The organism is Micromonospora sp. NPDC023869 (genome assembly GCF_055559695.1).
This window is the reverse complement of record NZ_JBVHKD010000001.1, coordinates 872,272-896,562: the sequence shown is the minus strand read 5'-3', so window position 1 is coordinate 896,562 and position 24,291 is coordinate 872,272. Positions and strand designations below refer to the sequence as shown.

Annotated in this window: 26 protein-coding genes; 13 read left to right on the top strand and 13 right to left on the bottom strand. The window is 71.6% G+C overall.

The window, feature by feature from the left end; genetic code table 11:
• Positions 1-43: 43 nt before the first annotated feature.
• From ACZ31C_RS03845 to ACZ31C_RS03835, 3 genes are all read right to left on the bottom strand, one after another.
• The gene (locus tag ACZ31C_RS03845) at positions 44-352 is read right to left on the bottom strand and encodes a hypothetical protein (RefSeq protein WP_465794056.1); all 309 of its coding nucleotides are present in this window, start codon (positions 350-352) and stop codon (positions 44-46) included.
• Positions 353-554: 202 nt separating this feature from the next.
• Entirely contained in the window at positions 555-959 is a 405-nt protein-coding gene (locus tag ACZ31C_RS03840; protein WP_357214483.1) for a type II toxin-antitoxin system VapC family toxin, read from the bottom strand.
• Positions 956-1,153, bottom strand: coding sequence for a hypothetical protein (locus ACZ31C_RS03835; protein WP_117227978.1), 198 nt, complete (start codon positions 1,151-1,153; stop codon positions 956-958). Before ACZ31C_RS03835 ends, ACZ31C_RS03840 begins: the two co-directional genes overlap by 4 nt.
• 272 nt (positions 1,154-1,425) lie before the next feature.
• Here ACZ31C_RS03835 and ACZ31C_RS03830 point away from each other — a divergent pair, with 272 nt between their 5' ends.
• From ACZ31C_RS03830 to ACZ31C_RS03815, 4 genes are all read left to right on the top strand, one after another.
• The gene (locus ACZ31C_RS03830) at positions 1,426-1,743 is read left to right on the top strand and encodes an antibiotic biosynthesis monooxygenase family protein (RefSeq protein ID WP_465794055.1); all 318 of its coding nucleotides are present in this window, start codon (positions 1,426-1,428) and stop codon (positions 1,741-1,743) included.
• Positions 1,744-1,809: 66 nt separating this feature from the next.
• Positions 1,810-2,130, top strand: a complete 321-nt coding sequence (locus ACZ31C_RS03825) for a hypothetical protein (RefSeq protein WP_465794054.1) — start codon at positions 1,810-1,812, stop codon at positions 2,128-2,130.
• Between the two features lie 45 nt (positions 2,131-2,175).
• Positions 2,176-2,742, top strand: a complete 567-nt coding sequence (locus ACZ31C_RS03820) for a dienelactone hydrolase family protein (protein WP_465794053.1) — start codon at positions 2,176-2,178, stop codon at positions 2,740-2,742.
• A 59-nt stretch (positions 2,743-2,801) separates the two neighbouring features.
• A complete protein-coding gene (locus tag ACZ31C_RS03815) occupies positions 2,802-3,680 on the top strand; it encodes an LLM class flavin-dependent oxidoreductase (RefSeq protein ID WP_465794052.1) in 879 nt (292 codons plus the stop codon).
• Positions 3,681-3,686: 6 nt separating this feature from the next.
• On the opposite strand, the gene ACZ31C_RS03810 is transcribed toward ACZ31C_RS03815, so the two are convergent.
• On the bottom strand, positions 3,687-4,106 hold the full coding sequence (locus ACZ31C_RS03810) for an ASCH domain-containing protein (protein ID WP_465794051.1): 420 nt from the start codon (positions 4,104-4,106) through the stop codon (positions 3,687-3,689).
• Positions 4,107-4,211: 105 nt separating this feature from the next.
• Here ACZ31C_RS03810 and ACZ31C_RS03805 point away from each other — a divergent pair, with 105 nt between their 5' ends.
• Complete coding sequence (locus tag ACZ31C_RS03805; protein WP_465794050.1) at positions 4,212-4,727, top strand: alpha/beta fold hydrolase; 516 nt, start codon at positions 4,212-4,214, stop codon at positions 4,725-4,727.
• Between the two features lie 109 nt (positions 4,728-4,836).
• Here the strand turns inward: ACZ31C_RS03805 and ACZ31C_RS03800 are convergent, their stop codons facing one another.
• On the bottom strand, positions 4,837-5,382 hold the full coding sequence (locus tag ACZ31C_RS03800; protein WP_465794049.1) for a phosphoribosyltransferase: 546 nt from the start codon (positions 5,380-5,382) through the stop codon (positions 4,837-4,839).
• Positions 5,383-5,659: 277 nt separating this feature from the next.
• On the opposite strand from ACZ31C_RS03800, the gene ACZ31C_RS03795 reads away from it, so the two are divergent.
• From ACZ31C_RS03795 to ACZ31C_RS03780, 4 genes are all read left to right on the top strand, one after another.
• On the top strand, positions 5,660-6,307 hold the full coding sequence (locus ACZ31C_RS03795) for a septal ring lytic transglycosylase RlpA family protein (protein WP_465794048.1): 648 nt from the start codon (positions 5,660-5,662) through the stop codon (positions 6,305-6,307).
• 98 nt (positions 6,308-6,405) lie between these two features.
• Positions 6,406-7,533 carry a PP2C family protein-serine/threonine phosphatase gene (locus ACZ31C_RS03790; protein WP_465794047.1) on the top strand — a complete coding sequence of 376 codons (1,128 nt, stop codon included), beginning with the start codon at positions 6,406-6,408 and terminating at the stop codon, positions 7,531-7,533.
• A 160-nt stretch (positions 7,534-7,693) separates the two neighbouring features.
• Complete coding sequence (locus ACZ31C_RS03785) at positions 7,694-9,550, top strand: acyl-CoA dehydrogenase (protein ID WP_396744014.1); 1,857 nt, start codon at positions 7,694-7,696, stop codon at positions 9,548-9,550.
• Between the two features lie 407 nt (positions 9,551-9,957).
• Positions 9,958-10,227, top strand: a complete 270-nt coding sequence (locus ACZ31C_RS03780; protein WP_221086904.1) for a DUF6458 family protein — start codon at positions 9,958-9,960, stop codon at positions 10,225-10,227.
• 131 nt (positions 10,228-10,358) lie between these two features.
• Here the strand turns inward: ACZ31C_RS03780 and ACZ31C_RS03775 are convergent, their stop codons facing one another.
• Positions 10,359-10,898, bottom strand: a complete 540-nt coding sequence (locus tag ACZ31C_RS03775) for a SixA phosphatase family protein (protein ID WP_396744017.1) — start codon at positions 10,896-10,898, stop codon at positions 10,359-10,361.
• Between the two features lie 114 nt (positions 10,899-11,012).
• Between ACZ31C_RS03775 and ACZ31C_RS03770 the strand changes: the two genes are divergently transcribed.
• Positions 11,013-11,297, top strand: coding sequence for a DUF6458 family protein (locus ACZ31C_RS03770; RefSeq protein ID WP_131051719.1), 285 nt, complete (start codon positions 11,013-11,015; stop codon positions 11,295-11,297).
• Between the two features lie 123 nt (positions 11,298-11,420).
• Here ACZ31C_RS03770 and trhA read toward each other — a convergent pair whose 3' ends face one another.
• Positions 11,421-12,098 carry a PAQR family membrane homeostasis protein TrhA gene (gene trhA / locus ACZ31C_RS03765; RefSeq protein WP_465794046.1) on the bottom strand — a complete coding sequence of 226 codons (678 nt, stop codon included), beginning with the start codon at positions 12,096-12,098 and terminating at the stop codon, positions 11,421-11,423.
• A gap of 106 nt (positions 12,099-12,204) precedes the next feature.
• Here trhA and ACZ31C_RS03760 point away from each other — a divergent pair, with 106 nt between their 5' ends.
• From ACZ31C_RS03760 to ACZ31C_RS03750, 3 genes are read left to right on the top strand one after another with little or no spacing between them, the layout of a single operon-like run.
• Positions 12,205-13,182 (top strand): 5-oxoprolinase subunit B family protein, encoded by a 978-nt coding sequence (locus ACZ31C_RS03760; RefSeq protein WP_465794045.1) that lies wholly within the window; start codon positions 12,205-12,207, stop codon positions 13,180-13,182.
• Positions 13,179-14,072: a 5-oxoprolinase subunit C family protein gene (locus ACZ31C_RS03755; protein ID WP_465794044.1), complete on the top strand. Its 894-nt coding sequence runs from the start codon at positions 13,179-13,181 to the stop codon at positions 14,070-14,072. The genes ACZ31C_RS03760 and ACZ31C_RS03755 overlap by 4 nt, the downstream gene beginning before the upstream one ends.
• Complete coding sequence (locus ACZ31C_RS03750; protein ID WP_465794043.1) at positions 14,056-14,805, top strand: LamB/YcsF family protein; 750 nt, start codon at positions 14,056-14,058, stop codon at positions 14,803-14,805. The genes ACZ31C_RS03755 and ACZ31C_RS03750 overlap by 17 nt, the downstream gene beginning before the upstream one ends.
• A 66-nt stretch (positions 14,806-14,871) precedes the next feature.
• Here the strand turns inward: ACZ31C_RS03750 and ACZ31C_RS03745 are convergent, their stop codons facing one another.
• The 6 genes from ACZ31C_RS03745 to pdhA all read right to left on the bottom strand — a co-directional run bounded on the left by ACZ31C_RS03745 (position 14,872) and on the right by pdhA (position 23,853).
• Positions 14,872-16,707: an NHL domain-containing thioredoxin family protein gene (locus ACZ31C_RS03745; RefSeq protein ID WP_465794042.1), complete on the bottom strand. Its 1,836-nt coding sequence runs from the start codon at positions 16,705-16,707 to the stop codon at positions 14,872-14,874.
• 119 nt (positions 16,708-16,826) lie between these two features.
• Complete coding sequence (locus ACZ31C_RS03740; protein WP_465794041.1) at positions 16,827-19,514, bottom strand: DNA polymerase III subunit gamma/tau domain-containing protein; 2,688 nt, start codon at positions 19,512-19,514, stop codon at positions 16,827-16,829.
• A 341-nt stretch (positions 19,515-19,855) separates the two neighbouring features.
• Positions 19,856-19,993 carry a hypothetical protein gene (locus tag ACZ31C_RS03735; protein ID WP_162854370.1) on the bottom strand — a complete coding sequence of 46 codons (138 nt, stop codon included), beginning with the start codon at positions 19,991-19,993 and terminating at the stop codon, positions 19,856-19,858.
• Positions 19,994-20,204: 211 nt separating this feature from the next.
• Entirely contained in the window at positions 20,205-21,683 is a 1,479-nt protein-coding gene (locus ACZ31C_RS03730; protein WP_465794040.1) for a dihydrolipoamide acetyltransferase family protein, read from the bottom strand.
• A gap of 5 nt (positions 21,684-21,688) precedes the next feature.
• The gene (locus tag ACZ31C_RS03725; RefSeq protein ID WP_465794039.1) at positions 21,689-22,678 is read right to left on the bottom strand and encodes an alpha-ketoacid dehydrogenase subunit beta; all 990 of its coding nucleotides are present in this window, start codon (positions 22,676-22,678) and stop codon (positions 21,689-21,691) included.
• On the bottom strand, positions 22,678-23,853 hold the full coding sequence (pdhA, locus tag ACZ31C_RS03720; RefSeq protein WP_396744038.1) for a pyruvate dehydrogenase (acetyl-transferring) E1 component subunit alpha: 1,176 nt from the start codon (positions 23,851-23,853) through the stop codon (positions 22,678-22,680). Before pdhA ends, ACZ31C_RS03725 begins: the two co-directional genes overlap by 1 nt.
• Positions 23,854-24,291 lie beyond the last annotated feature (438 nt).

Sequence of the window (24,291 nt, the reverse complement as noted above, 5' to 3'; positions counted from 1 at the left end):
CCGGAGTGCTGAACGACCTGGCCGGCGGCTGAGATGAAGCAGCCTACGTCATCATGCGCATCGGCTGGCCGCTCAAGATGCTGTAGCCGAGAACAAGCAAGATCATGAGACCAACCGCAGCGAAAGCTACGCCAATCGCCCGTTCCAGCAGGATGAAGCGCGCAAGACGCTGCTCGCGCGGGACGTCTGAGAGCCAGCGCCACGGCGGGACTCGCCATAGCGCGCTAGCGGTGGACATCGATCGCCGCACGTGCCACTCCGTCACGCCGCGAAAGTTGGTGGCCAGGGCAACGCCTACGAGGCTCATAGCCAGGCTCGTGGCGACGCCCCCCAGGACACGCCATGTCTCCATCTGGCCTCCTTCCAGCGTCACCGGATCTTAGGTGGCTTGCGCCGTAGCAGGTGCCCCCTCCTCTCACGCTGGTCGGGCCATTAGTGTCCATTACGCCTGGCCGATTCAGATCACTCCAGGCCGCCCGAAGGGTTGTCGAGCTGGCAGCACCTTCGATCGTCAACGGATCTTCTTCGGCCCTGTCAGGCCAGGAGCGGTGGAGCTACGAGACGTCGAACAGCCGTAGCCCGTCGTACTCGGCGAAGTCGGCGTAGTCCTTGCTGTTGAAGGTCGCCAGCGGCAGCCGGTCGACCAGGCAGCAGGCCGCGATCCAGGAGTCATTCGTCGGGCGGGGGCGCCCCCGATGCTGCGCCCGCGCCTGGAGATGCCCCCAGGTCGTCGCCACCGACTCATCGAAGGGCAGCACCACCACGCCGGATCGCCACTGTGCGAGGTCGGCCAGCTTGCGCGGCCCCCAGCTCCGCAGCGCGGTCCACTTGGTCAATTCCCCGAGCGTGACGAACGTGACGCACAGGGTCTTACCCGCCAACCGGGCACGAAGCCGGTCATGCAGCCGGCCTCTCAGGATCGCCGACGCCACGTCGGTGTCCAGGACGACCGGGCTCACGCCGCGCTGGCCCGCCGAGAGGCGTACAGGTCGGCCAGGAATTCGTCCAGCTCGTCGTCGGACTCGAACAGGTCCGGCCGAGCCAGGTCGTCAACGGAGGCGACCGGCCGCACACCTTGACGACGGGCCAACTCCTCCACCGGCACATGCTCAGCGGTCGGCCACTCGGGCATCCGCTCCGCATTGCTCGACATCACGACTCACCTCCTTGACCACACACCGCCACTCATTGTCGCACGGTCAGCACCGACACCACCCTCACTCAAACGCGCGGAGGGCCAGCGACACGGCAAGGCGACCTGCAAGCGGGCTGGGCCCGTCCGGCATGTCCGGGTGTGAGAACTGGGAGACAGAACCAGCGTGAGCATTTCATTGCGGTGGGGGTTGTCGCTCCGAGCTGTTGATCTCAAGTCGGGTTGAGGTTCTAGCCTCGGTCTGACCGATTTCCGGCACGAAGGAGGGCGGCATGACCGTCGTCTACCGAGTGGACAAGTTCGACGTCCCGGAACCCGCGCGTGCGGAGTTCTGGCGACACGTACGGCGAACCCACGCGATTCTGCGGGATCAGCCGGGATTTCTCGACGATGCCCTGCTGGAAAAGCACTCCGGCCCGGGGCGCTTCAACGCCGTCACCATCGTGCGGTGGTCGTCTGCGGAGGATCTGCCCTCGGCCCGTGCTGCCCTGCAGGCGGCGCATCGCGCGGAGGGGTTCGAGCCGGCGGCCTTCTTCACGGCGGCCGGCATCGAGGCGGACCTGGCGAACTATGTGGAGATCGAGGCCTGATGCGCGACGTCGGGCCGGGAGAGCAGTGATGATCATGGGATGTGGCGGACTTCTACGCTGCCGTCCATGACTGATGGCGAGATCTGGCGGCTGTGTCACCGGGACGAGGTGGTGGCCGCGATCGAGGTGCGGAGCCGTGACTTCCCGTGGACGTACGGGCGGCTCCGTCCGCTGCCGGGGTTCGAGCATTTCCGTCCGCTCTTCGTGGCGCGGAACGCCGCTCTCGACGCGGACGACGACGAGGCCATGATGCGGATCGACGACGAGATCGGGGCTGCCCTGACCCTGGCCCGCCCGGATGGCAGCCGGGTCGCCGAGTTCCTGTTGGGCGTCGAGGACGACGAGGCCGGATTCCGCTGGTTGGACGAGCCTGTCACGGACGAGTAGGCGTACCTCCCGGTTCTTGTCGGACGGCGGTCTTACGGTGGGCGCATGGTCGAAATTCTGCTGTTTCACCATGCTCAGGGGCAGACACCCGGGTTCCTGGCGCTGGCCGATCGGTGGCGGGCCGCCGGGCATACCGTGCACACCCCTGACCTGTACGACGGGGCCACCTTCGGCACGGTCAACGAGGGGGTCGCGCACGCCGAGTCGATCGGGTTCGGGGAGATCATCCGGCGTGGGACGGCGGCGGCCGAGGCGCTGCCCGAGCGGCTCGTCTATGCGGGCTGTTCGCTCGGGAACCTGCCCGCGCAGTCGCTCACCCAGACGCGTCCGGGTGCCCTGGGCGCGCTGCTGCTCTACGGTGCGGTGCCTCCGGAGGAGTTCGACAGTCCGTGGCCGGCCGGCACGCCGGTGCAGATGCACGCGATGGCCGACGACGAGTGGGCGGAGGTGCCGGCTATGCGGGCGATGGCGGCGGATATCGACGGCGCCGAGCTGTACGTCTACCCCGGTGCCGGGCACCTTTTCGCCGATGCGAGCAGCGTCGACTACGACGAGCCGGCCGCTGAGCTGCTGATCGGTCGCACGCTGGACTTCCTCGCCCGGCTCGGCTGAGCTCACACGCTCGACCGGCTCGGCTGAGGCCGCAGGTCGGTCGCCGTACTCTGGCGATCATGAGATTCGGCATCGTGATCCTGCCCGACCAGCGGTGGTCGGTGGCCCGCCACCGGTGGCAGCAGGCGGAGGAGTGGGGCTTCGACCACGCCTGGACGTACGACCACCTGGGTTGGCGGGATCTGGTGGACGGTCCGTGGTTCGACTCGATGGGTACGCTGACCGCCGCCGCGACGGTGACCTCGCGGATCCGGCTCGGCACGCTCGTGGCGTCGCCGAACTTCCGGCATCCGGCGGCCTTCGCCCGGCAGGTGACCTCGCTCGACGACGTGTCCGACGGGCGGGTGCTGCTCGGGCTCGGCGCGGGTGGCATCGGCTTCGACTCTGCGGTGCTCGGTGGCGAGACGCTGCCGCCGCGACAGCGGGTGGACCGGTTCGCCGAGTTCACCGAGCTGCTCGACGCGATCCTGCGCACCGACGGTACGACCTGGCGGGGCGAGTGGTTCGCGGCGGTGGACGCGCGGAACAACCCGGGCTGCGTACAGACGCCTCGGGTGCCGTTCGTGATGGCCGCCAACGGTCCCCGGTCGATGCGGCTGGTCAGCAGGTTCGGGCAGGGCTGGGTGACCACCGGACCGGACGTCGACGACCTGGGCGAGTGGTGGGACGGCGTGGCCGAGCTGGCGGCCCGGATGGACGCCCGACTCGCCGCCGACGGGCGTGACCCGGCCAGCCTGGGCCGTTACCTCTCGCTGGACTCGGCACCGGTCTTCTCGCTGAGCAGCGCGCAGTTCTTCGCCGACCAGGTGGGCCGCGCGGCGGAGCTGGGCTTCACCGACGTGATCACGCACTGGCCCCGGGAGAGCAGTTGGTACGCGGGCGACGAGGCGGTGCTTGTCGACGTGGCCACCCGACTGCTGCCCGAGCTGCGCGGCTGAGGCGTCCTACGTCCCGTACGCGCCCTCGTCGCCTCGGCTGACCAGCCGGAAGCGTACGCAGACGATCTCGGTGTCGTCGGTGACCGGCGTGCCGAGCCGGGCCCAGTAGGCGGCGTGCCCGGCCCGCCACTCCTCGATCGAGCGGTCGCCCTCCCCCTCGGAACGGGCGAAGTCCCAGGTCACCTCGGCGAAGCGGGTCACCTCGACACCGGTCACCTGGACCACGGCCACCAGGGAGTCCTGGTCGTCGACCACGACCAGTCGTTCGCCGACGTGCTCCAGGTCTTCGCGCTCCTCGGCGTACTCGGTGAGCAAGCCGGCGGTGGCGGTCTTCACCCCGCCCAGGACCAGGGTGTTGAGCCTCGCGCGAAGCTCGCCGGGCGTGCCGAGGGCGAGGGTGCGTAGTCCGCCGACGCGTGGCCACATGACGCGAGGTTACCGGCCGGGGCGACGGGTTCCGGTGGGTTCTCGACGGGTGGAGAGTCCGCGTGGGAGCGGTACGGTCGATGCCCGACGAACGAGGAGATGTCGATGGCGGACCGACGCGCGGTGCTCATTCCCGGACGCGGCTACGACACCCGGTATCCGCTCTTCCTCTATCTCGGCGAGGCGCTGCGTCGACTCGGTTTCGGGCTGCACGGCATCGCCTGGCAGGTGCCGGAGGACTTCGATCCCAACACCATCGGCCGGTGGGTCTGCGACGAGGTCGCACCGACGCTGACCGAGCGCACCGACCTGCTGGTCGGCAAGTCGCTCGGCTCGCTGGCCGCGCCGCTGGCCGTCGAGCGGCGGCTGCCCGCCGTCTGGCTGACGCCGCTGCTGCACCGGAGCGAGGTGGTCGACGCGCTGCGCCGGTCGACTGCCCCGTTCCTGCTGGTGGGAGGTACGGCCGACTCGTCCTGGGACGGCGGGATCGCTCGCCGGTTGACCCCGCACGTACTGGAGATCACGGCCGCCGACCACGCGCTGATGGTGCCGGGGCCGTTGGCCCGGTCCGCCGAGGTGCTTGGCAAGGTCTGCACGGTGGTGGAGGACTTCGTCCGCTGACCCGCTCGGGCCGGCTTCCGGTGCCGGCTCCCGGCGGCGGCGCGGCGGGGTTCGGTTGTTAGCAGGGGACCCCTGCTATGCACGAGGCGTTAATAAGGTGCCCTTCCTTTCACAAGTCGGCGCTGGTGAGCAGGCCGCTTATGCGGAGTTCGGCGCCCAGCGCCGGAGCGCAGTCGACCACCACCGCGCAGGTGCCGAGCGCCTCGGCACCCCGGGCAGCGCAGATGTCGTAGAGCGCGCGGACCTGGGCGGCGGTCGCCACCCAGTCGTCCACGACCAGCACCCGGTCGCCGGGGCCGAGGTGCCGGTCCCGGACGGCCAGGTCGACCTGCCGGCCCCGGAAGTCAGGTGGGCTCTGCGCCCAGGTGAGCGGCCCGGCGGGCAGTCGGCCGTCACCGGGCTTGTGTGCCGGCACGAACCCGACGCCGAGCGCGGTGGCGGCCAGCGGGCCGAGCAGGAAGCCGGTGACGGCCGGGGAGATGACCACGGTGGGTCGGGCGGCCCGGAACGGCGCGACGAGCGCGGGACCGAGAGCGGCGAGTACGTCGGGGTCGCGCCACCAGCCGGAGACGTCGCTGACCAGGTGGCTCGCCCCGGGACCGGGGTCGATCCAACGGAACAGCTCGACCAGACGGGCTCTCAACTCGGCGGACATTCCCTCATCCTGCGGCACGCCGATCCTGCGCAGGCAGCGAGAGCCCGTGGCGGTGCCGGTGGCAGCCCATCGCGGGCGGGCCGACGACGCAGCCCCACGGGCTGCGGGTCAGCGGCAGCTCACGGCTGCGGGGGCCGGCTGGCCCACCTCGGATCGGATGATCGGCTTCACGTATCGCCGCAATTACGGTCATACCATCATGATCACGTTGACGTCGGATGTGCTTCTCTCGTTATGGTCCGACCCGATTTGATCTGCCAAGGAAAGGACCGGGCCGGTGACTGGTAGGCACTCCCGTACCCGCAGGATCACCTCGCCGGCCGGGTTGACGGCCACGGCGGTGCTGGCCGTCGCGCTCGCCGTCGGCGGGACGGTCGGTGCGGTGCGCCTTGCCGGTGACTCGGAGCCGGCCCGCCCGACCGCGATCGACCTGCCGACCATCCCGGACGCCACCGACCCGGCGACCGGCTCGCCGAGCGCATCGCCGAGTGCCAGCCCGAGCCCGAGCGCCAGCGCCTCGCCGAGCGCCACGGCGAGCCCGACGCCGGTCCGGACCACGCAGGCGCCGTCGCGGAGCAAGACGCGTACGGCCAGCCCGACGCCGAAGCCGACGGCCACGAAGACGACCGCCCGCCCGGTGGTGGACACCGGCTCGTGCGGCGCCTCCTTCTATTGGCAGGGCCAGATGACCGCCAACGGCGAGACGTTCAACCCGGAGGCGATGACCGCCGCGCACAAGACCCTGCCGTTCGACACCCGGGTACGCGTGACGAACCCCGCCAACGGCAAGTCGATCACCGTACGCATCAACGACCGTGGACCGTTCATCGAGGGGCGCTGCCTGGACCTGTCCCGTGCCGCGTTCGGCGAGATCGCCTCGCACGATCTCGGTCACATCCAGGTGCGCTACGAGGTGCTGGGCTGAGCGCGTCCGGGCGGCGATCGGCGCGCGGGATGATCCTCGCGGCCAGATCATTCTCGTCCGACGGGTCAGGTTCATTTTTTCGTTCACGTCCATCGGGCATGCTGTCGGGTGTACGTACGCAACTCCTCCAGCCGGGCCGTGGCCGGCTGAGTCCCGGATCCCGCGCCGGCCTCGGCGCGGCCCTTGTCCTGCTCGCGCTCGTCTCCGTCGTGGAGCTGGCCGACGGACGGTCGGCGAACTACATCGCGCTGATGGTGGCCGCTCCGTTCCTGGCCGCCGCGCTGGCGTCCTGGCGGATCGTGCTCGGCGTCGGTGCCGCCGCCTCCGTGCTCGGCGCCTCGTTCGCGTTGGCCGAGGAGAACGTCTCGCTCTCCACCGCGGTCGCGGTGGCGGGCATCGCGCTGGGCACCGGGATCGCGGCGGCGGTGGCGGCGGTACGTCAACGACAGGCCGAGCAGATCGCCGAGTTGTCCAAGCTCGCCGCGGTGGCCCAGCAGGCGGTACTGCGTCCGCTCGGTCCCCGGGTGGGCACGCTCGCGGTGGCCGGACGGTACATCTCCTCCACGGCCAAGGCGGAGATCGGCGGCGACCTCTACGAGGCGATCGACACCCCGTACGGCGTACGCATGATCATCGGTGACGTACGCGGCAAGGGCCTGGAGGCGGTCCGGCTGGCCAGCATCGTGCTGGGCTCCTACCGGCACGTGGCGTACGAGCGGTCGGATCTGCGCGGGGTGGTCGCGGACCTGGACCGGGCGGTCGCCCGCAGCGTGGGCGACGAGGACTTCGTCACCGCCGCGTTGGTGGAGGAGCGGGGCGGCACGCTCACCATCGTCAACTGTGGACATCCGGCACCGCTGCTGCTGCGCCGGGGCGCGGTGATCCCGCTCGAACCGCCCGCGCCGGCACCGCCGCTGGGCTTCATGCCGGTGGTCCGGCCTCGCGTGGAGCGACTGGAGCCTGGTGACCGCCTGCTGCTGTTCACCGACGGGCTCGGCGAGGCCCGTCGGGACGGCGAGTTCTTCCCCACCGCCGACCGGGCCTGGCGGCTGCTCGGGCACGGCACGGTCGGCGACGGTCTGGCCTCGTTGGAGACCGCCCTGGTGGAGTGGGTGCACGGCCGGCTGGACGACGACATCGCGCTGGTCCTGATGGAGTACACGGGCTCGCCGGGTGGGGCGACTGCCGCGGTGCCGAGCTGGGAGGTCGGGGCGGCCGAGGGCTGACCCGAGCTGACCCGGAAACCGGTCGGTGGCGGCTGACCGGAACCTGAACGGCAAGTGTGTAATCCCTGTCACTTAGGTATGTGGGTTGTCGCTGCCTACCCGTCAGTAATAGAGTCTGTGGTTACTGATCGGTAACACGTCCGGAAGCGGGGCCAGCGACATGACCCACTACAAGAGCAACCTTCGGGACCTCGAGTTCAACCTGTTCGAGGTGTTCGGGGCGGACCGGTCGTTCGGCCAGGAGCCGTACTCCGAGCTCGACGTCGACACGGCGCGGAGCTTCCTCGCCGAGATGGACCGCCTGGCCCGCGAAGACCTTGCCGCCAGCTACACCGACGGTGACCGCAACCCGCCGGTCTTCGACCCGGCCAGCCACACCGCGCCGCTGCCGGAGTCGTTCAAGAAGTCGTACCAGGCGTTCATGGACTCCGAGTTCTGGCGGCTGGACCTCCCCCCGGAGCTGGGCGGCACCAACGCCCCCCGGGCGCTGTGGTGGGCGCTCGCCGAGCTGGTGCTCGGCTCGAACGCCCCGGTCTGGATGTACGCCTCCGGCCCGTCCTTCGCGCACGTGCTGCACGTCGAGGGCACCGAGCAGCAGAAGAAGTGGGCCAAGCTCTTCATCGACCGTCAGTGGGGCTCCACCATGGTGCTCACCGAGCCGGACGCCGGCTCGGACGTGGGCGCCGGTCGCGCGCGGGCGATCCCCCAGCCGGACGGCTCGTGGCACATCGAGGGCGTCAAGCGCTTCATCACCTCCGGTGAGCACGACCTGAGCGACAACATCGTCCACTACGTCCTGGCCCGTCCGGTCGGCGTGGAGGGCGTGGGTGGCCCCGGCACCAAGGGTCTGTCGCTGTTCGTGGTGCCGAACTATTTCTTCGACGAGGACAGCGGCGAGTTGGGCGAGCGTAACGGCGTCTTCGCCACCAACGTCGAGCACAAGATGGGCCTCAAGGTCTCCAACACCTGCGAGCTGACCTTCGGCGAGCACGGCGTACCGGCCAAGGGCTGGCTGCTGGGCGAGAAGCACGACGGTATCCGGCAGATGTTCATGATCATCGAGTACGCCCGGATGCTGGTCGGCACCAAGGCGATCGCCACCCTCTCCACCGGCTACCTGAACGCCCTGGAGTACGCCAAGAACCGGGTGCAGGGCGCCGACCTGGTCCAGCAGACCGACAAGAGCGCTCCCCGCGTCACCATCACCCATCACCCGGACGTCCGCCGGTCGCTGCTGCTGCAGAAGTCGTACGCCGAGGGTCTGCGCGCCCTGGTGCTCTACACCGCCTCCTGGCAGGACAAGATCGCCCTCGCCGAGGCGGCCGGTGACGAGAAGGCCACCAAGCTGGCGAAGCGGGTCAACGACCTGCTGCTGCCGCTGGTCAAGGGCGTCGGCTCGGAGCGGGCGTACGAGATGCTCGGGCACGAGTCGTTGCAGACCTTCGGTGGCTCCGGCTTCCTCCAGGACTACCCACTGGAGCAGTACGTCCGGGACGCCAAGATCGACACCCTGTACGAGGGCACCACCGCCATCCAGAGCCTCGACCTGATCTTCCGAAAGATCGTCCGGGACAACGGCAAGGCGCTGATGGCGGTCGCCGGGGAGATCCAGGAGTTCATCACCACCGAGGCCGGCAACGGTCAGCTCAAGGAGGAGCGGCAGGCGCTCGGCAAGGCGCTCGCCGAGATCCAGAACATGATCGGTGTGATGACCGGCTGGCTGGGCGAGGCGCAGGGCGGCGACGCCCGGTCCCTCTACAAGGTGGGGCTGAGCAGCCGCCGGTTCCTGCTGGCGCTCGGCGACGTGGTGGTCGGCTGGCTGCTGCAGAAGCAGGCGGACGTGGCGCTGAAGGCGCTGGCCGGCGAGGTCTCTGCGACCGACAAGGCGTTCTACACCGGCAAGGTGGCCGCCGCCCGGTTCTTCGCCCGCGAGGTGCTGCCCCGCGTCGGTGCCGACCGGCGCATCGTCGAGGGCACCGACCTGGACATCATGGACATCCCGGAGGAGGCGTTCTGATCGGCCTGGTCGACACCGCGCGGTGACGTCCGCGCTGTCTGGTGCAGCCGGTGGGGCACACGCCCCACCGGCTGTTGCCTTTCGCGGTGGAGGCCCTTCGCGGTGTCAGGTGTCCCGGGCCGATGACTTGGTCATAGCGGATAAAGCCCCCACATGTTCGGTGGGCGGCATGGGTTTCGATGGACTTGCCAGGGAGGGTGGGTGGAGTTGTTGTCGCCAGAGCGACAACAACTCCACCCACCTCGTATACCGGACGCTTCGGAACGGGCCGGGATCACCGGACCACCGCGCCGTGTGTCGGGTCGTGTTCGCCGGTCGACGGCGCGGGTAACCCCGCGCCGGACGGGTAACCGTCGCTCACCAGTCCGAGTACGCCCAGAGCAACCGCACGGGGGAGTGCCGCGCACATGGGCATTGGTAGTGGAATCTTCCTGATCGCGATCGGCGCGATCCTGACGTTCGCCATCAGGGCCAACGTCTGGTGGGTCGACCTGCGGGCGGTCGGCTGGGTCTTCATCCTGGCCGGGCTGACCGTACTGCTCACCACGCTCTGGTTCTGGCAGGACCGCCGCAAGCGGGCCCGGACCCTGATCGTGGAGGAGAACCGGCTCTCCCATCCGACCGCGATGATGCCGCCGCCTCCCGATCCGCCACCGCCGACCGCGCCGCCGAGCTGATCCGTCCGCCGCCGACCGCGCCGCCACCGTCGATGTCGCCGAGCTGATCTGCTCCGGGTGGTGTCGCCGCGCTGATCCGGACCGTCGGCGGCACCCTCGGTAGTGATGGGGCCGGTGTCGCACCGGCCCGGTCAGCCGCGTGCGGTGTGTCGGACGTCGATCGGGGCCGTACCGCGTCCCAACTCCGCCCAGGGCACCGTCGGCCGGTGCCGCACCAGGTCACTGGTGCGCAGCCCGTCCGGGTCGGCGCCCTGCGGATCGAGCGATTCGGACAGCAGCGAGATACCCGGGTTGTGGGCGATCAGCAGGACCGTGCCGATAGCCGGCTCGACCCGGCGCAGCAATGTCAGCAGGTCCTCCGGGTGTGCCTCGTACGCGTCCGGTTCGTAGCGGACGATCGGGAACGGTCCGGCCGGTCCGCCCTCCGGCGGCGATCCGGTCATGCCCATCTCGACGTGGTGCCAGGTCTGCCGCGTCCGTAGCGCGGCGGAGCAGATCACCAACTCCGGCAGCAGCCCGTGCCGGGCGAGCCAGAAGCCAGCGGCCGCCGCGTCGGCACGTCCTCGCGCACTCAGCGGCCGCTCGATGTCCGGGCCGTCCGCCGTGGGCTGTTCGGCCTTGGCGTGCCGTAGCAGCACGAGCGTGCGTGGCTGTCCCGAGGCGTCCGTCATGCCACCAGCTTGCCCGATTGGCGATCTCCGTGCCGGGGTATGTCCCTCGATGCCGCAACCTCATCCATGGCCGCGGCGGAGTGGAATGCAGCTTCGAGCCGAGGAGACGACGACATGGGCATCGGTGGCAGTATCTTCCTGATCGCGCTGGGCGCGATCTTCGCGTTCGCCGTGGAGGCGGACCTCGGTTGGCTCAACCTGAGCGTCGTCGGCTGGGTGCTGATGCTCGCCGGTGTGGCCGGGCTGCTCGTCACCCTCTACTTCTGGAACTCGCGGCGTCGTCCGGTCGTCGCTCCCGTGCGCGAGGAGCGGGTGGTCGCCGAGCGCGCCGTTCCCGTGCAGGACAACCGCGTGGTGCAGGAGTACCGCGAGGTGCGCCGACCCGACCCGATGGTCTGACCCCTCCGAGACGCAACCGGGGTGGCGGGAACGATCCGCCACCCCGGTTGTCGTGCCACCCGCGTCCGCTCCGCTGTCCGCGTTCGTCGTGCCAGCCGCGTCCGTCGTACCGCCCGCGTCCGCTCAGGCGAACAGCGCGAAGTAGATCGCGATGTGGTGGCAGATCGCCGCGACCAGCGTGCAGGCGTGAAAGAACTCGTGATGACCGAAGACCGTGGGCCACGGGTTCGGCCGGCGCAGCGCGTAGAAGACCGCGCCGACGGTGTAGATGCCACCGCCCACGGCGAGCAGCACCAGGGCGGTGACCCCGCCGTGGCGCAGGATGTCCGGGAGCATTCCCACGGACACCCAGCCGAGTGCCAGATAGAGCGGAGCGGAGAGCCATCGTGACGCGTGCGGCCAGATCAGCTTCAGCGCCACCCCGCCCAGGGCCCCGCCCCAGACCAGCGAGAGCATGATCACGGCGGCGCGGGTCTCCAGCAACAGGACGCAGAACGGTGTGTACGTACCGGCGATGAACAAGAAGATCATCGAGTGGTCCATCCGGCGCATCACCTGGTACCCGCGTGTCGACCACACTCGACGGTGATAGAGCGCGCTGGTGCCGAAGAGGCCGCAGATGGTGAGGCTGTAGACGGCGGTGCTGATCAGGGGTGTCCAGCCGGGGCGGGCGGCGGCGATCGAGCAGAGCACGATGCCGCAGATCAGTGCGACGAAGAACGCGTACGTGTGCAGCCAGCCGCGCATCCGGGGTTTCCCGATGTCGACCGGCTTGAGCCGGGGCCGTGCTGAGGTGGTCACGGAATCAGGTTACGACACCGTAGGTTACCTTCGGGTAGTGCAACGCGTCACGCCGTCCGACCAGCAGTCGACGCACCGGTGGGCGACCGTCGGCCAGGATGGCGACATGCGGATCAGACCGGTCGGCGCGTACGCCCTCCTGCTCGACCTCACCCCACCGCCGACACCCCGACCCGACGTCAGCCCGGCCCCGAGCAGCGATGCCGGCAACAGTTCCCCGGCGGAGGGCTCCCCGGCGGGCGGCTCACCGACCGGTAGCGGGACGGTCGCCGGGCTGGTCGAGGCGTGGCGAGCCGAGCTGTGGCGTCGCCGCGAGGAGGGTGACCTGGTCGCCGACGAGATCGTCCCGGCCGCCACGACCGTCCTGCTCGACGGCGTGCCGGACCTGGCGGCAGCCGCCATCCGCATAGCCGACTGGACCCCCACTCTCCGACTCGCGCCCAACCTCGCGCCCGCGCCCGACCCCGCGCCCGGCGCGGACTGCCCGCCTTCGCCCCGTCGATCATGGAGTTGTGGCTGCGACAAAGAGCTACACAACGGGATAAATTCGCGACCACAACTCCATGATCGACGCGGTGGGCACGCGACGGAGCCTGAGCCCGCGACGGAGCAGGGGCCCGCGATGGAGGCTGCGGCGTTGGGGGTCTCGGTGGGGGCCGGGACAGGGAAGTGGACGGGGGAAGGGGCGGGGTGGGGCGGTGGTGGAGGGCTGGTCGAGGTGCCGGTCAGCTTCGACGGGGAGGATCTGCCGCGAGTCGCCGAACTCTGGCGGGTGGACGTACCGGCGGTGGTGCGTCGGCTGCGGGATACCGAGTTCCGGGTGGCGTTCTGCGGCTTCGCGCCCGGCTTCGGGTACCTGACCGGGTTGCCCGCCGAACTGGCGGTGCCCCGGCTGGCCACCCCCCGTCCCCGGGTGCCGGCCGGTTCGGTCGGGCTGGCCGGGCCGTACGCCGGGATCTATCCGACCGCCTCGCCCGGCGGCTGGCTGCTGGTCGGACGGACCGGGCTGACCCTGTTCGACGTGACGGCGGAGCCGCCCGCGCTGCTCACGCCCGGTACCCGCGTCCGGCTGGTGCCGGCGTGACCGGCGGAACGGCCCGTGGTCTGCAGCGCGCCGGGGCGGCGACCGTCGAGGTGCTGCGGGCTGGGGCGTTGACCACGGTGCAGGACCAGGGACGCGTCGGCTGGGCGCATCTCGGGGTGCCGCGTGCCGGTGCGCTCGACCCGGCGGCGTTGCGGCTGGCCAACCGCCTGGTCGGCAATCCGGAGTCGGCGGCCGGACTGGAGATCACCCTGACCGGCTGCGACCTGCGGATGAACCGGGCCGCCACGGTCGCGGTGGTGGGTGCCGAGGCCGACGTGTGGATCGGTACGCGGCCCGGCGACACCGGTCGCCCGCTGGCCGTACCGGGCGGGACGGTGCTCCGGATAGGTCCCGCCCGACGGGGTCTGCGCTGCTGGCTGGCGGTGGCCGGGGGCATCGCGGTGGACCCGGTGCTGGGCAGCCGGTCCACGGACACACTCGCCGGGCTCGGACCGGCACCGCTGCGCGACGGCGATCTGCTGCCGCTCGGTGTCGTGCCCGGTCCGCCCGCGCCCGTCGACCTCACCGTGCCGCCGCCGTTCCCGGCGGAGGTGCACCTGACGGTGCGGCTCGGTCCACGGCAGGACTGGTTCACTCCGGCCGCGCTGGACCGGCTGCTCGGCACGGCGTACCAGGCGAGTCCGTTGAGTAACCGGGTCGGTGCGCGGCTTTCCGGCGCGCCGCTGCCCCGCGCGGTGGCCGGTGAGCTGCCCAGTGAGGGCATCGTTCTCGGCGCGGTGCAGGTGCCGGCGGACGGCCAACCGCTGGTCTTCCTCGCCGACCATCCCACCACCGGCGGCTATCCGGTCATCGCGGTGGTGGACGACGTGACCCCGCTCGCGCAGGCCCGTCCAGGCACTACGGTCAGATTTCATGGACCTGAACGCTGACCTCGGTGAGGGATTCGGTATCTGGCCGCTCGGCGACGACGAGGCCCTGCTCGATTTGATCACCTCCGCCAACGTCGCCTGCGGCTTTCACGCCGGGGACGCGCCCACGATGCGTCGGGTCTGTGCCACCGCGGCGCAGCGGGGGGTGGCGATCGGTGCGCAGGTCGGCTACCGGGACCTCGCCGGATTCGGCCGGCGGGCCATCGCGTACGAGTTCGCCGAGCTGCGGGACGAGGTGCTCTATCAGCTCGGCGCGCTCAACGCGTTCTGCCGGGCGTACCGCACCCGGGTCCGCTACCTCAAACCGCACGGGGCGCTCTATCACGCGGCGGCGTGCGAGGAGATGCCGGCGGCGGCGATCGTCGCGGCGGTCGACGACTTCGACCGGGACCTGCCGCTGCTCTGCCCGCCCGGTTCGGTGCTGGCCCAGCTCGCCCAGGGTGCCGGGATGCGCGTGGTGGCCGAGGGGTTCGCCGACCGCAACTATCTGCCCAACGGTCGGCTGGTGCCGCGTACCTCGCCCGACGCGCTGGTAAGCGACCCTCAGGAGGTGGCGAACCGGGCGGTGCGGATGGCCACCGAGCGGGCGGTGACGGCCGTCGACGGGAGCGTGATCCCGTGTGTCGTCGAGTCGATCTGCCTGCACGGCGACAGCCCCGGTGCGGTGGCCGCCGCGGAACTCGTCCGCGCCGCCCTGATCGACGCCGGAGTGACGCCGACCGCGTTCAGCTGAGAGGTTTTGTTAGGAGGGGTCCCCTGCTATACCGCAGGCGTTAGCAGGGGACCCCTCCTTTCACTTTCAGCCGACGTCCATGCCACGCAGCACCAGCGGGAGGCGGGTCCCGCCGTCGGCGACCACGCGTACCGGCACTCCCCAGTCCTGCCGGGTCAGGTGACAGGCCGCGTGCTCGATGTCCGCGTCACAGGTGGCCGCCTGGGCGGTCACCTGGAGCACGCCGTCGGTCACCGAACCGTCGATCACCAGTCGGCGGGACAGGTCGGTGCCGGTGCCCGCCCCCTCCGACAGCAGCTCCGGCGGCGACGCGGAGACCACCAGGCGGGTCGACGGGCCGTACGTCTCGTCCAGCTTCTGCCCCGGCGCGGGAGTGAAGACGACGTCCAGCACGACCTCCCCGGCGGCCAGGTCGGTCGGCTTGCGCTCGGTGCGGTGCCGGGGGCCGTCGACGGTGTCCGCGCCGGCCGCCGAGAGCGCACCGGGAGCCAACCGGGTGATCCGGTGCGCGGACGACTCCACCACCAGCACCGCGCCGTCGGGCGTGAGCACCAGGTCGCTCGGTTCGCCGAGTTCGGTGGCGACCGTGGAGACCCGCTCGGTCGCGGGGTCGTAGCGGCGTACCGCGCCGTTGTAGGTGTCCGCGATCAGCACCGACCCGTCGGGCAGCGCGCAGACGCCGAGCGGGTGCTGGAGCAGCGCCTGCGCCGCCGGCCCGTCCACGTGACCGAAGTCGAACAACCCCTGACCCACGGCGGTACGCAGGACGCCGTTCTCGACGTACCGGACGGCGCTGGTCTCGCTGTCGGCCACCCAGAGGCGGGTGCCGTCGGCGGAGACCGAGAGCCCGGACGGCTGGGCCAGCCACGCCTCGTCCAGCGGCCCGTCCCGCAGCGCCTCCACGGTGGTGCCGGCGTACATCCCCGCGGTGCGCTTGATCGGGTCGAACCACCAGAGCTGGTGGATGCCGGCCATCGCGATGACGATGCGGTCGTCGTACCAGGCGAGGTCCCAGGGGGAGGAGAGGTCGATCGAGAGTGCGTCGTGCGCGTGGTCGTCGACCGTGGAACGCCACTGACGGCCGGTGCCGGCCACGGTGACCACCTCGCCGGTGGCCAGCCGTACGCCGCGCAGCAGGTGATTGACGGTGTCGGCGACCACCAGGTCGTAACCGGCGATCTCGGCGGCGTGCTCGGGCAGCAGGCACAGGCCCTGCGGCTCGGAGAAGGTGGCGGCCTCGGCCGGTCCGTCGCCCCGGCCCCGGCTGCCGGTGCCGATGGTGCGGACCACCGTCTCGCCGTCGTCGGCCAGTTCGACCACCCGGTGCCGGGCCGAGTCCGACACCAGCAGACCACCGCCGGGCAGGGCCACCGCCTTGCCGGGGAAGCGCAGCGTCGTCTGTGGCTCGGCCGGCGGCACGTACGGGCCGTCGCCCCGGCGCAGGGTGCCCTTGGCCTCGTGGGTGGTGATCAGCTCGTCGATCAGCCGGGCCAGCCCCTCGGCGTGACCCTCGCCGGCCATGGTGGCCACCACGTACCCCTCCGGGTCGACCACGGCGAGGGTCGGCCAGGCACGGGCCGCGTACTGCTGCCACATGTCCAGCTCGGGGTCGTCGAGCACCGGGTGGTGCACGCCGTACCGCTCGACGGCGGCGGCCAGGGCGTCGGGGTCCTTCTCGTGCTCGAACTTGGGCGAGTGCACGCCGATCACGACGAGGACATCGGCGTACTTCTCTTCGAGCGGCCGCAGCTCGTCGAGCACGTGCAGGCAGTTGATGCAGCAGAAGGTCCAGAAGTCCAGGACGGTGATGCGACCCCGCAGATCCGCCAGACGCAGGTCCTTGCCACCGGTGTTCAACCAGGCCCGACCCCGGAGCTCGGGTGCCCGTACGCGTGCACTCATGCACCCCATCGTGCCCTACCGGCGGGCGCCGACCGGCCGGACCTCGGTGCCCGTGCGCTGCGGGTACGAACACCGAGGGCGGGACACGGTGACCGTGCCCCGCCCTCGGTGTGACGTGATCAGCTCTCGGTTGCCGGCTTCAGGCAGAGGAACGGGTTCGACGAGACGCCCCGGAGCTCCACCAGCGGCATCGCCGGGTCGGGGCAGCTGTCCCGGGTCTCGACCTTGGACACCACGGTGAAGGCGTCGGTCTCGTCGCAGTTGGCGGACACCGCGCTGTTGCCGGACCGCTTGACGCAGGAACCGACCGCCGGGTCGAAGGCACCTGCCTCGCTCGATCCACCGATCTTGCCCAGGAGCAGCAGCAGACCGAGCGGGATGGCCAGGATGAGCACTGCGGCGACCAGCACCGCGGCGAGGACCCGACCGTTGCGGACCTTCGGTGCCGGGGCCTCCGGAGCCGGTTCGGCCACCGGCTTGAAGGAGTCGAAGCGACCCTGCTCCGGATCGGACGGCCCGGAGCCGGTGCCGGCGTTCGCGCCCCACGTCGGCGGCGACTGCCCCGGCGGCGGGAATGCCGCGGTGTGGTCGGCACCCGGCTCGGGACGCTTGGCACCGTAGGTGCCGCCCGGACGCTCGGACGGCCCACCGAAGGGCTCACCACCCGGAGCCCCGAAGCGGTCACCGCCGGGCGGAGCGCCGAACGGGTCGTTGCTGGGCGGAGCGCCGAAGGGGTCGTTGCCGGGGCCACCGAAGCGGTCACCGGGTGCGCCACCGAAGGAGGGGGCGGCACCCGGACCGCCGAACGGGTCGCCACCGGGGTGCCCGCCGAAGCGGTCGCCGCCGGGCGGGCCTCCGAAGCCGTCGCCACCCGGCGGGCCCCCGAAGCCGTCACCGCCGTGCGGGCCGCCGAACGGGTCGGCGGGACGCTCAGGCTCGGGGTGCGGCTTGGTGCCGTTGACCGGGCGGTTGGTCGGCGGCGAGTCGGCGAAGGAAGGCATCCCGGCCGGGAAGGCCGGCGGTGCCACCGGGGAGCCGGGAGCAGCCGACCCGGAGTAGACGCCCGGCCCGCCGGCCGGCGGCTCGCGGTCGGTGAAGTGCGGCTCCGGGCTCTGGTCGAACCGGGGTACCGGCGGCTCGTCCCGCTCCGGAGTCGACTCGCCTGACTCGGGGCGGGCGGGGCGGCCGTACACCCGCGACTGCGCAGCGGGCGGCCCGGCGGGATGTGCCGAGTGGTCGGCGGGCGGCGTCACCCGGCTGGCCAGCGGCACCGACGCGCTCGCGGAGACCCCACCGGCGGCGGCCGTCGGCGGGACGGCCCGGCCGGCCTCGGGGCTGGTGCGGGGCGCGGGGATGACCGGGGCGGCCGAGGCCTGCGGGTCGTCGTGCCGTGGCTCGGGCTGTCCCCAGGCCATGCCGCCGCCCGGCTGGTCGCCGGGGTGGTTGGCGGGCCCGGACTGGTCGGTGCCGTACGCCGGCGGCTGGCCGTAGTCGGCGGGCGGCCCGGCGGCCAGGCTGGCACCGGGCACCCGCTGCTCCTGCGGCGGCAACGGCACCTTGTTGCTCGGCGAGATGCCGGGGGCCGGCGCGGGCTGGTAGATCGGGGTGTCCCCGGACCGACCTGCTGCGGGGTCGACGTCGGCCCGACCGGAGTCCGCAGCGCCGCTGCTGCCCCACGCCTCACCGGGCGCCCACGGCTCCACGTCGGTCAGTCCGGGCCGGTCGGCGGCGGTACGCGAGGGCAGCGGCTCTCCGCCGGGCGCCCAGGTCGGGGGCGGACCGGCGTCGGCGGGTCGGGCCGATCCGGTGGCGGGCTCGGACGGGGCCCACGCCGGGGCGGACTGCTCCTGGGACGGCGTCGACCACTGCGGCCGCTCCTCGGCTGCCGCACGGGCGCTCGCCCAGTCGGCCGGTGCGTCCGGCTGCGGGGTGGCCCAGTCGGGCTGCGGCGGGCGGTCACCGCTCTGCTGCCAACTCTCGGCCTGCTGGTCGCCGGGCCAGCCGGGGGCGGGCTCGCGCTGCTGGCCGGTGGTCCAGGCGGGCTGGTCCTGCTGCTCGGGCTGCCACGCGCCGGGTCGGCCCGGCTCGTCGACGCCGGGCTGGTGCGGTGCCGGGGGCGGCGGCACCTGCGCGGTGGCCCGTGCCGGCGGCTCGGCGCGTACCGGTGCCGGCGGGTCAGCCGGCGCCCACTCGGGCTGGGCCGGCTCGGGCGGGGACGCCGTGGCGGCCCAGCCGGGGGTGTGATCGTCGTCTCGTGGTGCGGTGGCCCACTCCGGCTGCTGACCGCCACCCCAGCCGTTGGTCGGGCCGGACGTCGGCTGACCGGAGGTCGGTTGCGCGGTGGCCCAGTCGGGCTGCCCGGACGTGGGCTGGTGGGGCGTCCACTCCGGCTGCTGCGGAGCGTCCGATGTGGTGGGGGTGCCCCAGGCCGGGTTCTGCTGTCCGCCGGTGGCCCAGGCGGGCTGGTCCGGAGTGGACTGCGCGGCGGGCGTCGCCCAGGCCGGTGGGGCCTGGTCGGCCTGGCCCGGCCACTGCTGCGCAGGAGACTGGTCCCAGTTGCCGGGGGGCGGGGCGTCCGCCTGTCGGGTCGCCTGCGCGCTGCCCCACTGGGCACCCTGCTGGTTCGCCCAGGAGGGTGCGGGTGCGTCGGGTCGCGCGGGCGGTGGGGGAGCCCAGCCGAGGTCGGGGGCGGTTGCGGTGTACCCGCCGTCCGGCTGAGCCGATCGGTCGCCGTATGGCGCCGGTCCGCCGCCCGGCGGCACCTCGTCCGGCTCCTGGCCGGGGCGGTGCGGGCCCTCGGACGTCATGTGTACGCCTCCTCCATCACATGTCGGCCGCCGTCGCCGATGGTCTCGGCAGGGCAGCCGGCGGTGCCGGCGTACCGGCCGTGCCGGCTCCCCGCACCGTATACCGGTGGCCGCCGATGGGCTCCCGGGGAGCGTCAGTCGTCACCGTCCGTCGTCGATCGGTGTCGAGGTGCTTCTATCGCCTCGACCACTCTCGGCCGTGGACGACGACCGTGCCCCACCGTACCGGGCGCTGCGGCGGGGCGGTATCCCGGTGTCAATGGCCGGTGGAACGCCGACGCCCCGCCCGGGGTGCCCGGGCGGGGCGTCGATCTGGAGGAGGTGATGAACGTCGTGTGGCGTCAGTGCATGTGACGCTGGGCGATGACGAGGATCTCGTCACGGACCGCCGGCGAGTTGGCGGAGCGCAGGGCCCGCTCGATGGCGCGGGCGCGGCGGCTGGCGTCGCGGCGGCTACGGATTCGCTCGATCATGCTCATGGGGGTTCTCCTCCTGCTATTCGGTTGTCGGCCCCTCGATGTCTCTATTCAACCGCAAGCAGGGCGGAACATCCAGCGATTATTAGGTGAGCTGAGCCACCAGCCTACGAATCTTAGGTCGGCTGCCTTCTGTGAAGAGTGTTTCGTCAACAACGGCAACGGCCGGTGTGCCGGGCGTTCACCCGTGGCACACCGGCCGTCGTGGAGCGGATCAGGTCCAGGCGAGCAGCGCCGCCTCCGGGTCGGCGAGGAAGTCGCCGATGTCGCGCAGGAACTTCGAGCCCAGCTCACCGTCGATGATGCGGTGGTCGAAGGAGAGGCCGAGCGTGGTGACCAGGCGTGGCTTGACCTTGCCCTTGTGCACCCAGGGCATCTCCCGGACCGCGCCGAAGGCCAGGATCGCCGACTCGCCCGGCGGCAGGATCGGCGTACCGGTGTCCACCCCGAACACTCCGACGTTGGTGATGGTCAGGGTGCCGCCGGACATGTCGGCCGGCGAGGTCTTCCCGGCCTTGGCGGTCTGCACCAGGTCGGTCAACGCGTCGGCCAGCTCGCGCAGCGTGAGTCGACCGGCGTCCTTGACGTTCGGCACGATCAGGCCCCGCTCGGTGGCCGCCGCGATACCGAGGTTGACGTACTCCTTGACGACGATCTCGTCACCGGCCCACGTCGAGTTGACCATCGGGTGACGCTTGACCGCCAGCAGCACCGCCTTGGCGACCAGCAGCAACGGCGAGACGCGTACGTCCCGCCACTCCCGCCGACCGCGCAGCCGGTCCAGCGCCTTCATCGCCCGGGTCACGTCCACGGTCAGGAACTCCGTGACGTGCGGGGCGGTGAAAGCGGACCGGGACATGTTCTCGGCGGTGAGCTTGCGTACCCCCTTGACCGGGATGCGCTGCTCGCGGTCGGCGCCGAAGCTCGCCGCCGCCGGAGCCGAGGCGGTGACCGTGAGCGGCTCCGCCGCCGGGGTCGCCGCCCGCTGCACGTCCTCCCGGGTGATCGAGCCCGATGGCCCGGACCCGGTCAGCGTGCTCAGGTCCACGCCGAGATCCTTGGCGAGCTTGCGCACCGGCGGCTTGGCCAGCACCGCGCCCGCGAGTCGGCCGTTGCCGTTGACCGCCGGGGCGGGCGCGACCGGTGCGGCCGGAGCCGCAGCGGGCGTGACCGGGGCGGGCGTGACCGGAGCCGGGGCGGGCGTGACTGCGGCGGTGGCCTGGGCCGGGACGGCGCCCTTGCGGGGACGGCGCTTCGCCGTGGTGGTCCGTGGGCCGTAGCCGACCAGGACAGCGGTCCGGCCACCCGGTGCCGGGCCGCCGATCAGGCCCGGCTCCACCGCACCCTCGGCCGGCGCCACCTCGACGGCGGCCAACGAGGCCGCCGAGGGAGTGGGCAGGTCACCGGCGGGCGCGCCGGTCGTCGAGGACTCGACCGGCCCGGCGCCCGGGTCGGTGTCGATCGCGATGATCGGCGTACCGACCTCGACCGTGGTGCCCTCCGAGTGAAAGATTGCGTGCACCTGACCGGCCCACTTCGCCGGGATCTCCACCGCCGCCTTGGCGGTCTCCACCTCGACGATCGGCTGGTTCAGCTCGATGGTGTCGCCCACCTTGACCAGCCAGCCGAGGATCTCGCCCTCAGTCAGACCCTCGCCCAGGTCGGGCAGGTTGAACTCCTTGATCCGGGACATGCCGCTCACCAGCCGAAGGAGCGGTCGACGGCGTCGAGCACCCGGTCGAGGTCGGGCAGGAACTCCTCTTCCACCCGGGCCGCCGGGTAGGGGGTGTCGAAGCCGGTCACCCGCAGCACCGGGGACTCCAGTGAGTAGAAGCACTCCTCGGTGATCCGGGCCGCGATCTCCGCGCCGAGGCCCACGTTGGACGGTGCCTCGTGCACCACCACCGCGCGGCCGGTGCGCCGCACCGATTCGTAGACCACGCCGAGGTCCAGCGGGGAGAGCGTGCGCAGGTCGATGACCTCCAGCTCACGGCCGTCCTCGGCGGCGGCGGTCGCCGCGTCCAGGCAGGTCCGGACCATCGGGCCGTACGCGAGCAGGGTGACGTCGCTGCCGGCCCGCACCACCCGCGCCGAGTGCAGCGGGTACGCCTCGGACAGCGGGGCGTCCAGGTCGACCTGCCCCTTCTCCCAGTAGCGCCGCTTCGGCTCCAGGAACACGATCGGATCGTCCGAGGCGACCGCCTGCTGGATCATCACGTACGCGTCCTGCGGGCTGGCACAGGAGACGACCTTCAGCCCGGCGGTGTGCGCGAAGTACGCCTCGGGCGACTCCGAGTGATGCTCCACCGCGCCGATGCCGCCGCCGAACGGGATCCGGATCACCATCGGGATGTTCAGCTTGCCGCGCGAGCGGTAGTGCATCTTCGCCACCTGCGACACGATCTGGTCGTACGCGGGGTAGACGAAGCCGTCGAACTGGATCTCGCAGACCGGGCGGTAGCCGCGGATGGCGAGACCGACCGCGGTGCCGATGATGCCCGACTCGGCCAACGGGGTGTCGATCACCCGCTGGTCGCCGAAGTCCTTCTGCAGGCCGTCGGTGATCCGGAAGACGCCGCCGAGCTTGCCGACGTCCTCGCCCATGATGACGACCTTCGGGTCGTTCTCCAGGGCGCGACGCAGACCGGTGTTGAGGGCCTTGCCGAGGGTGAGCGTCTCCGTGGCCATCAGTGCGCGCTCCCCTCGAACGACTCCAGGTACCGGCTGAACTCCGCTCGCTGCTCGTCCAGCAGCGGCGACCCGTTGGGGTAGACGTGGTCGAAGAGCGTGGTGGGCTCCGGGTTCGGCATGGCCAGCACCCGCTCCCGCAGGTCCACGGCCTCGCGGCGGGCCTGCTCGTCCACCTCGGTGAAGAAGCCGGCGTCGGCGATCTTCTCGCGCTCCAGGAACGCCTTCACCCGGGCGATCGGGTCCTTGGCCTGCCAGGCCTCGACCTCGCTGGCGATCCGGTAGCGGGTCGGGTCGTCGGAGGTGGTGTGCGCCCCCATCCGGTACGTGTACGCCTCGATCAGGCTCGGGCCCTGCCCGTGCCGGGCGTTGTCCAGCGCGTGCCGGGTCACCGCGTACGTGGCCAGCACGTCGTTGCCGTCCACCCGGATGCCGGGGAAGCCGAAGCCGGCGGCGCGGCGGTAGAGGGGGATGCGGGTCTGCCGCTCCAGCGGCTCGGAGATGGCGTACTGGTTGTTCTGGCAAAAGAACACCAGCGGGGCGTTGAACACGCCGGCCCAGACGAACGACTCGTTGACGTCGCCCTGGCTGGTGGCGCCGTCACCGAAGTACGCGATGACCGCCTCGCCGTCGTCGGTGCCGGTCTTGCCGTCCATCGCGACGCCCATGGCGTACCCGGTCGCGTGCAGGGTCTGCGCCCCGATGACGATCGTGTACATGTTGAACTTGAACTCGTTCGGGTCCCAACCGCCCTGGTCGACCCCGCGGAACAGGCCCAGCGGCATGATCGGGTCGATGCCCCGGCAATAGAGCACGCCGTGCTCGCGGTAGGTGGGGAACGCCATGTCCTGGGTCCGCAGCGCCCGGCCGGAACCGACCTGGGCCGCCTCCTGGCCGAGCAGGCTCGCCCAGATGCCCAACTCGCCCTGCCGTTGCAGGGCGGTCGCCTCGGCGTCCAGCTTCCGCACCAGCACGAGGTCGCGATAGAGGCCGCGGTACTCCTCGTCGGTGAAGTCGACGCGGTACTCGACGCCGTCCGGGCCGGTCACGCTGTCGACGCGCGCACCCTCGGGGGTGAGCAGTTGTACGAGTTCCGGGTCGCCGGTCGCGGCTTTCCTGGATCGGGGTGCGGCTCGCCGGCCGCGGGGGCCGGCCCCGGGGTCGCCCTTTGCCATCCGTCTCTCCCTGTCGTGTCTGCGTCGGCACCGGGGGGTCACCCGGCCGCGCGACTCGTGCGCCCGCCCCGGCTGGTGCCGGGATCGGTTCCTGGCGGCCACGCATAGCCCCGGTGGGGGTTGCCGCGCGGCGTGAGCCGGATTCTTGGCCGAACCCGGTTCGGGAGCGCCGACGCCCAGTCGCGCCTACCGCGTGGGTGCGCGGAGGTCCCGGCTGCGCTGCCGTCGTGACTCCATATTCGCATCAGAGGTGAGCCGTCCCACACTCCACCTGCCCCGCGTCCCAGGATGGGCCCGGTTCGTTACCTGAAATACCGGGATGCCGGGTCGTGCGACGCGCGACCGATCCGGTGATGGTTTGCCACCATTCGGCCAGATAAGCGTGTCGACACGCGGTGTGGGGTTGGCCGACGCAGAGTCACTGAACCACGCTGGTCG

Excerpts from the sequence above, each read along its gene's own strand:
- ACZ31C_RS03780 (WP_221086904.1), top strand. The coding sequence starts at position 9,958 with ATGGGCATTGGTAGTGGAATCTTCCTGATCGCGATCGGCGCGATCCTG.
- ACZ31C_RS03735 (WP_162854370.1), bottom strand. The coding sequence starts at position 19,993 with ATGAGCATGATCGAGCGAATCCGTAGCCGCCGCGACGCCAGCCGCCGC.
- pdhA (WP_396744038.1), bottom strand. The coding sequence starts at position 23,853 with ATGGCAAAGGGCGACCCCGGGGCCGGCCCCCGCGGCCGGCGAGCCGCA.
- ACZ31C_RS03845 (WP_465794056.1), bottom strand. The coding sequence starts at position 352 with ATGGAGACATGGCGTGTCCTGGGGGGCGTCGCCACGAGCCTGGCTATG.
- ACZ31C_RS03835 (WP_117227978.1), bottom strand. The coding sequence starts at position 1,153 with ATGTCGAGCAATGCGGAGCGGATGCCCGAGTGGCCGACCGCTGAGCAT.
- ACZ31C_RS03750 (WP_465794043.1), top strand. The coding sequence starts at position 14,056 with ATGGACCTGAACGCTGACCTCGGTGAGGGATTCGGTATCTGGCCGCTC.
- ACZ31C_RS03725 (WP_465794039.1), bottom strand. The coding sequence starts at position 22,678 with ATGGCCACGGAGACGCTCACCCTCGGCAAGGCCCTCAACACCGGTCTG.
- ACZ31C_RS03800 (WP_465794049.1), bottom strand. The coding sequence starts at position 5,382 with ATGTCCGCCGAGTTGAGAGCCCGTCTGGTCGAGCTGTTCCGTTGGATC.
- ACZ31C_RS03820 (WP_465794053.1), top strand. The coding sequence starts at position 2,176 with ATGGTCGAAATTCTGCTGTTTCACCATGCTCAGGGGCAGACACCCGGG.
- ACZ31C_RS03815 (WP_465794052.1), top strand. The coding sequence starts at position 2,802 with ATGAGATTCGGCATCGTGATCCTGCCCGACCAGCGGTGGTCGGTGGCC.
- ACZ31C_RS03830 (WP_465794055.1), top strand. The coding sequence starts at position 1,426 with ATGACCGTCGTCTACCGAGTGGACAAGTTCGACGTCCCGGAACCCGCG.
- ACZ31C_RS03760 (WP_465794045.1), top strand. The coding sequence starts at position 12,205 with ATGCGGATCAGACCGGTCGGCGCGTACGCCCTCCTGCTCGACCTCACC.
- ACZ31C_RS03740 (WP_465794041.1), bottom strand. The coding sequence starts at position 19,514 with ATGACGTCCGAGGGCCCGCACCGCCCCGGCCAGGAGCCGGACGAGGTG.
- ACZ31C_RS03810 (WP_465794051.1), bottom strand. The coding sequence starts at position 4,106 with ATGTGGCCACGCGTCGGCGGACTACGCACCCTCGCCCTCGGCACGCCC.
- ACZ31C_RS03745 (WP_465794042.1), bottom strand. The coding sequence starts at position 16,707 with ATGAGTGCACGCGTACGGGCACCCGAGCTCCGGGGTCGGGCCTGGTTG.
- ACZ31C_RS03805 (WP_465794050.1), top strand. The coding sequence starts at position 4,212 with ATGGCGGACCGACGCGCGGTGCTCATTCCCGGACGCGGCTACGACACC.
- ACZ31C_RS03730 (WP_465794040.1), bottom strand. The coding sequence starts at position 21,683 with ATGTCCCGGATCAAGGAGTTCAACCTGCCCGACCTGGGCGAGGGTCTG.
- ACZ31C_RS03775 (WP_396744017.1), bottom strand. The coding sequence starts at position 10,898 with ATGACGGACGCCTCGGGACAGCCACGCACGCTCGTGCTGCTACGGCAC.
- ACZ31C_RS03785 (WP_396744014.1), top strand. The coding sequence starts at position 7,694 with ATGACCCACTACAAGAGCAACCTTCGGGACCTCGAGTTCAACCTGTTC.
- ACZ31C_RS03825 (WP_465794054.1), top strand. The coding sequence starts at position 1,810 with ATGACTGATGGCGAGATCTGGCGGCTGTGTCACCGGGACGAGGTGGTG.
- ACZ31C_RS03770 (WP_131051719.1), top strand. The coding sequence starts at position 11,013 with ATGGGCATCGGTGGCAGTATCTTCCTGATCGCGCTGGGCGCGATCTTC.
- ACZ31C_RS03790 (WP_465794047.1), top strand. The coding sequence starts at position 6,406 with ATGCTGTCGGGTGTACGTACGCAACTCCTCCAGCCGGGCCGTGGCCGG.